The 4,439-nt window shown below is 70.0% G+C and carries 5 protein-coding genes; 2 read left to right on the top strand and 3 right to left on the bottom strand.

Annotated features, from left to right (window positions below):
- Together AC2W7C_RS13775 and AC2W7C_RS13770 are read right to left on the bottom strand one after the other, a co-directional pair.
- Positions 1 to 247: hypothetical protein (locus AC2W7C_RS13775; protein WP_486001949.1), on the bottom strand; the 247-nt coding region annotated here is incomplete at its 3' end.
- 158 nt (positions 248 to 405) lie between these two features.
- Complete coding sequence (locus tag AC2W7C_RS13770) at positions 406 to 2,037, bottom strand: long-chain-fatty-acid--CoA ligase (protein WP_486001948.1); 1,632 nt, start codon at positions 2,035 to 2,037, stop codon at positions 406 to 408.
- 201 nt (positions 2,038 to 2,238) lie between these two features.
- Here AC2W7C_RS13770 and udk point away from each other — a divergent pair, with 201 nt between their 5' ends.
- Positions 2,239 to 2,886 (top strand): uridine kinase, encoded by a 648-nt coding sequence (gene udk, locus AC2W7C_RS13765; RefSeq protein WP_486001947.1) that lies wholly within the window; start codon positions 2,239 to 2,241, stop codon positions 2,884 to 2,886.
- A gap of 70 nt (positions 2,887 to 2,956) precedes the next feature.
- Positions 2,957 to 3,580, top strand: a complete 624-nt coding sequence (locus AC2W7C_RS13760; protein ID WP_486001946.1) for a TetR/AcrR family transcriptional regulator — start codon at positions 2,957 to 2,959, stop codon at positions 3,578 to 3,580.
- A gap of 4 nt (positions 3,581 to 3,584) precedes the next feature.
- Here AC2W7C_RS13760 and pdxH read toward each other — a convergent pair whose 3' ends face one another.
- Entirely contained in the window at positions 3,585 to 4,259 is a 675-nt protein-coding gene (gene pdxH / locus AC2W7C_RS13755; protein WP_486001945.1) for a pyridoxamine 5'-phosphate oxidase, read from the bottom strand.
- Positions 4,260 to 4,439 lie beyond the last annotated feature (180 nt).

Below are 4,439 nucleotides of genomic sequence, written 5' to 3'. Positions count from 1 at the left end.
CGCCGACGGCCGGGCCGCCGCCGGCGTCGGACCGCACGGCGCCGAACCCGGGCACCTCGGCCAGGTCGGTGGAGACGTTCTCGCCGGGCCCCGAGGCCAGCCTATCCTTCTGCCAGACGAAGGCGCCCAGGGTTCCCAGCCGGCGACCAGCGCGATCAGGGCGATCACGCCGGTCCGCCGCAGGTCCTGCAGCGCCACGACCAGGGCCAGGACGCCCGCGGCGGCGCCGACGAAGGACAGCCACCACGCGACCTTCAGCGTCAGCAGGTCATAGCCGGTCTCGACCGGCAGCAGCCGGCGCGGACCGAGATCGCGGCCACGAGGACCAGAAGCGGCGCGGCGATCGCCAGCGCGGTCAGCGCCCTGACCGCCCCCGCCCCTTTCGCCGCGGTCCGGGCCACGGCCTCAGGCCCCGGCCGTCGGCAGGCGATAGTCCTTCAAGCGCTCGCGGACGACCTTCTTGTCGATCTTGCCGGTCGCGCCGAGCGGAATGTCGTCCACGAAGACCACGTCGTCCGGCATCCACCATTTGGCGATCTTGCCCTGCAGGAAGTCCAGGTGCTCTTGCTTGTCCTGGGCCTCGCCCGGCTTGAGCTTGACCACCAGCACGGGCCGCTCGTCCCATTTCGGATGCGCCGCCCCGATCACGGCGGCCAGTTCGACCTTGGGGTGGCCGACCGAGATGTTCTCGATCTCGATGGAGCTGATCCACTCGCCGCCGGACTTGATCACGTCCTTGGCGCGGTCGGTGATCTGCATGAAGCCGTGCTCGTCGATGGTCGAGACGTCGCCGGTGTCGAAATAGCCCTCGTTGTCCAGGATCTCGCCGCCCTCGCCCTTGAAGTATCCGCCGGCGATGGTCGGCCCCTTGATCATCAGGCGGCCGTAGGTGTGCCCGTCGCGCGGCATCTCCTGGCCGGCGTAGTTCTTGAGCTTGAGTTCGACGCCGAGCGGCGGGATGCCCTGTTTGACCCGCCACTTCATGCCCTCGTCGTACGGCAGGGCCGCGAGCTCGGGGGTCAGGTTGGACAGGGTGCCGATGGGCGAGGTCTCGGTCATGCCCCAGCCCTGGACGACCTCGATGTCGAACTCGTCGTGGAAGGCCCGGATCAGGCTTCCGGGACGCGCGCCGCCGATCAGCACCTTTCGAACCGTGGGGATCTTCAGATTGTTCTCGCGCAGGAAGGCGAGCAGTCCCTGCCAGACCGTGGGCACGGCGGCCGAGAAGGTGACGCCCTCGCTCTCGATCAGCTCGTAGATGGCGGCGCCGTCCATGCGGGCGCCCGGCATGACCAGCTTGGTCCCGCCGGCGGGGCCGGCGAAGGCGATGCCCCAGGCGTTGGCGTGGAACATCGGCACCACCGGCAGGATCACCTCCTTCGGCGACGGCCCCAGCACGGTGGCCTGCATGCCCAGCAGCGTGTGGATGAAGTTCGACCGGTGCGAATACAGCACCCCTTTCGGGTTTCCGGTCGTGCCGGAGGTGTAGCAGAGGCCGCAGGCGGTCTGTTCGCCGAAGTCGCCCCAGGCCACGTCGCCCGAGGCGCCGGCCAGCAGGGCCTCGTAGCATTCCGCGCCCGGCAGCTTGGTCGCCGGCATGGTCAGCTCGTCGGTCAGCACCACCACGCGCTCGACCGACGGGCAGTGCGGCAGGACCGCCTCAAGCAGGGGGATGAAGGTCAGATCGACGAAGATGATCTTATCTTCGGCGTGGTTGATTATGTAGGCGAGCTGCTCGGGGAACAGGCGCGGGTTCAGGGTGTGGCACACCGCGCCGATGCCCATGATGCCGTACCAGACCTCCATGTGGCGGCCGGTGTTCCAGGCCAGGGTGGCGACGCGGTCGCCGACCTTGACGTCCCAGTCCTTCAGGACCCCGGACACCCGCTTGGCCCGGGCGTGGATCTCGGCGTAGGTCGTGCGGACGATCGGCCCTTCGACCGACCGGGTCACCACCTCGCGGTGACCATGCCAGTTCTTGGCGTGGTCTATGATCTTGTCGACCGTCAGCGGCCAGTCCTGCATCAACCCAAGCATCGCGGTCCCTCACGCTTGCGCCTGCTCTGACGAGGCGCTTGACGGTCACGCTATCGGTGTGATCGGCGATAAGCAACGTAACGCAGGGTCAAGGAACGCGCCCGGAATCAGGCCTGCGGCAACCTGTCCCGCGTCCGCGGCTGCGACCCCGCGGGCACCCGGCGACTAGCCGGGGCGGCCCGGCGGCCCTAGAAGCGGCCGATGCCCGTTCTGATCGCCATCACCGGGGGCTCCGGCTCCGGCAAGAGCACCCTGGCGGAAGCCCTGGTCGACGCCCTGCCCTCGGGCGCGGCGGTGCTGCTGCGCGAGGACTCCTACTATCGGGACGCCGCCGGTCTGCCGGACTTCGATCCGGCGACCTTCGACTTCGACGACGTCGCCGCGCGCGATCACGCGCTGATGATCCGCGATCTCGCGGAGTTGAAGGCCGGGCGGGACATCGCGGCCCCGATCTACTCCTTCATCCACCACGGCCGGGAACCGGGCGGCGAGCCCATCCGCGCCGCCGACGTGGTGATCGTGGAAGGCACCCATGTGCTCTGCACGCCCGACCTGGTCGAGCTGTTCGACATCCGGGTGTTCGTCGACACCCCCGCCGACATCCGCTTCATCCGCCGCCTGTTGCGGGACCAGGCCGAGCGGGGACGGACGGCGGACTCGGTCATCGCCCAGTACCTGGCCACCGTCCGCCCCGGCCACGAGCGGCTGACCGAGCCCTCGCGGGTCAACGCCGACTTCATCGTCGCCGACGCCACGGCCGCCGTCCGGCTGGAGGATCCCCAGGCCGTGGTGCGGCTGGCGGCGCCGGTGCTGGCCCATCCCCTGCTGGCGGCCCTCGCCAGGCACTGAGATTTCAACGCTCTTGCCCGAACCCCGCGGACGCGGCAGGCTGGGATTCAACGAGCGGCGAATTACAGCGATGCACGGTCCCATAGGCGACCTTTCCCTTCAGGACCCGAAGCGGCGGGCGATCCTGAGGTGCGCGCGGTCCGCCTTCGTGACCGAGGGCTACGCCGGGGCCAAGATCGAGCCGATCGCCCGCGAGGCCGGGGTCTCCACCGCCACCCTCTACGCCCTGTTCGCCGGCAAGGGAGAGCTGTTCTCCGCCGTGATCGAGGACGCCGCCCGGGACTTCTCGCGCGAAATGGCCGGCGTCCGCGCCGTCGAGGGCGACGCGCGCGAGCGTCTGACCAGCTTCGCCGTCGCCTACGCCGGGTTCATGAGCGATCCCTTCATCCGCTCGATCTTCCGCCTGGTGATGGCTGAACGGCCGCGCTTCCAGGCCACCGCCCTGCATTTCTTCGAGAAGGGCCGCGCGGAGTTCGGCGCCACCCTGATCGGCATCATCGTCGAACAGGTCGAGAACGGCGCGCTGAAGAATGTCCTCAAGCCCTCCTGGGCGGCGGGCCAGCTGATGGGAATGATCGAGCATCCCGTCTTCTTCGTGCCCCTGGTCACTGGCGACGAGATCCGGAGCAGCCGCACGTCCGCCGATGTCGCCATGCACGCCGTGGAGACCTTCCTGGGCCGCCACGGGGCCTGACGGGTCAAGGCTGCAGGCGCACCCGCCGCCAGCCCGCGCCGTCCCGCTCGAACCGCATCCGGTCGTGCAGGCGGAACGGGCGGTCGCGCCAGAACTCGACGCTGTCCGGGATCACCCGCCAGCCGATCCAGCGGTCGGGCCGCGGCACCTCGGCGCCTTCGAAACGAGCGGTCTCGCGCGCCACCGCCCGCTCCAGCGCCTGGCGACTCTCCAGCGGTCGTGACTGATCCGAGGCCCAGGCCCCGATCCGGCTCTCGCGGGCGCGGCTGGCGAAATAGGCGTCCGCTTCAGCGGCCGTCACCGGCTCGACCCGGCCGCGCACCCTCACCTGCCGGCGGAGGCTCTTCCAGTGGAACAGCAGGGCCGCGGCCGGGTGGATCGCCAGCGCCTGGCCCTTGGCGCTTTCGCGGTTGGAGTAGAAGGTGAAGCCGCGGTCGTCGACGTCCTTCAGCAGCACCATCCGCACGTCAGGAACGCCGTCGGCGTCGACGGTCGCCAGCGACATGGCGTTGGCGTCGTTCGGCTCGGTCCCCTTCGCGTCGGCCAGCCAGTCGACGAACAGGCCGATCGGCTCGGGCCGTTCGAACGCAGCCTCGTCGGCGTTGGCGGCGAGCGCGGCGGCATACTGCTCGGCGTAGTCTTCGCGAGAGGGGCTGGGCGGGATCACGGGCGCGGTCATGGCCCGCACATAGTCCTTTCATCGACCGACGGGGAGAGGCGTCACGGTTAACCCGGCCTTGACCATGTCGGGGCCTTAGTGCGCGCATGCGCGCACGCCCCTTCTTTCCGAGGTCGCCTCGGGCCGCCGAGGCCCGCACCCCTGCTCGGCCTGGCCGGGCCGGCGGACGGCGAGGCGCTG

It is taken from the genome of Brevundimonas sp. CURTG3B2_SDJG, assembly GCF_057364705.1.
Note: the sequence above shows the minus strand (reverse complement) of the source record. Positions and strands in the feature narration are given on the sequence as shown.

Coding starts and splice junctions, on each gene's coding strand:
- AC2W7C_RS13770 (WP_486001948.1), bottom strand. CDS start 2,037: ATGCTTGGGTTGATGCAGGACTGGCCGCTGACGGTCGACAAGATCATA.
- udk (WP_486001947.1), top strand. CDS start 2,239: ATGCCCGTTCTGATCGCCATCACCGGGGGCTCCGGCTCCGGCAAGAGC.
- AC2W7C_RS13760 (WP_486001946.1), top strand. CDS start 2,957: ATGCACGGTCCCATAGGCGACCTTTCCCTTCAGGACCCGAAGCGGCGG.
- pdxH (WP_486001945.1), bottom strand. CDS start 4,259: ATGACCGCGCCCGTGATCCCGCCCAGCCCCTCTCGCGAAGACTACGCC.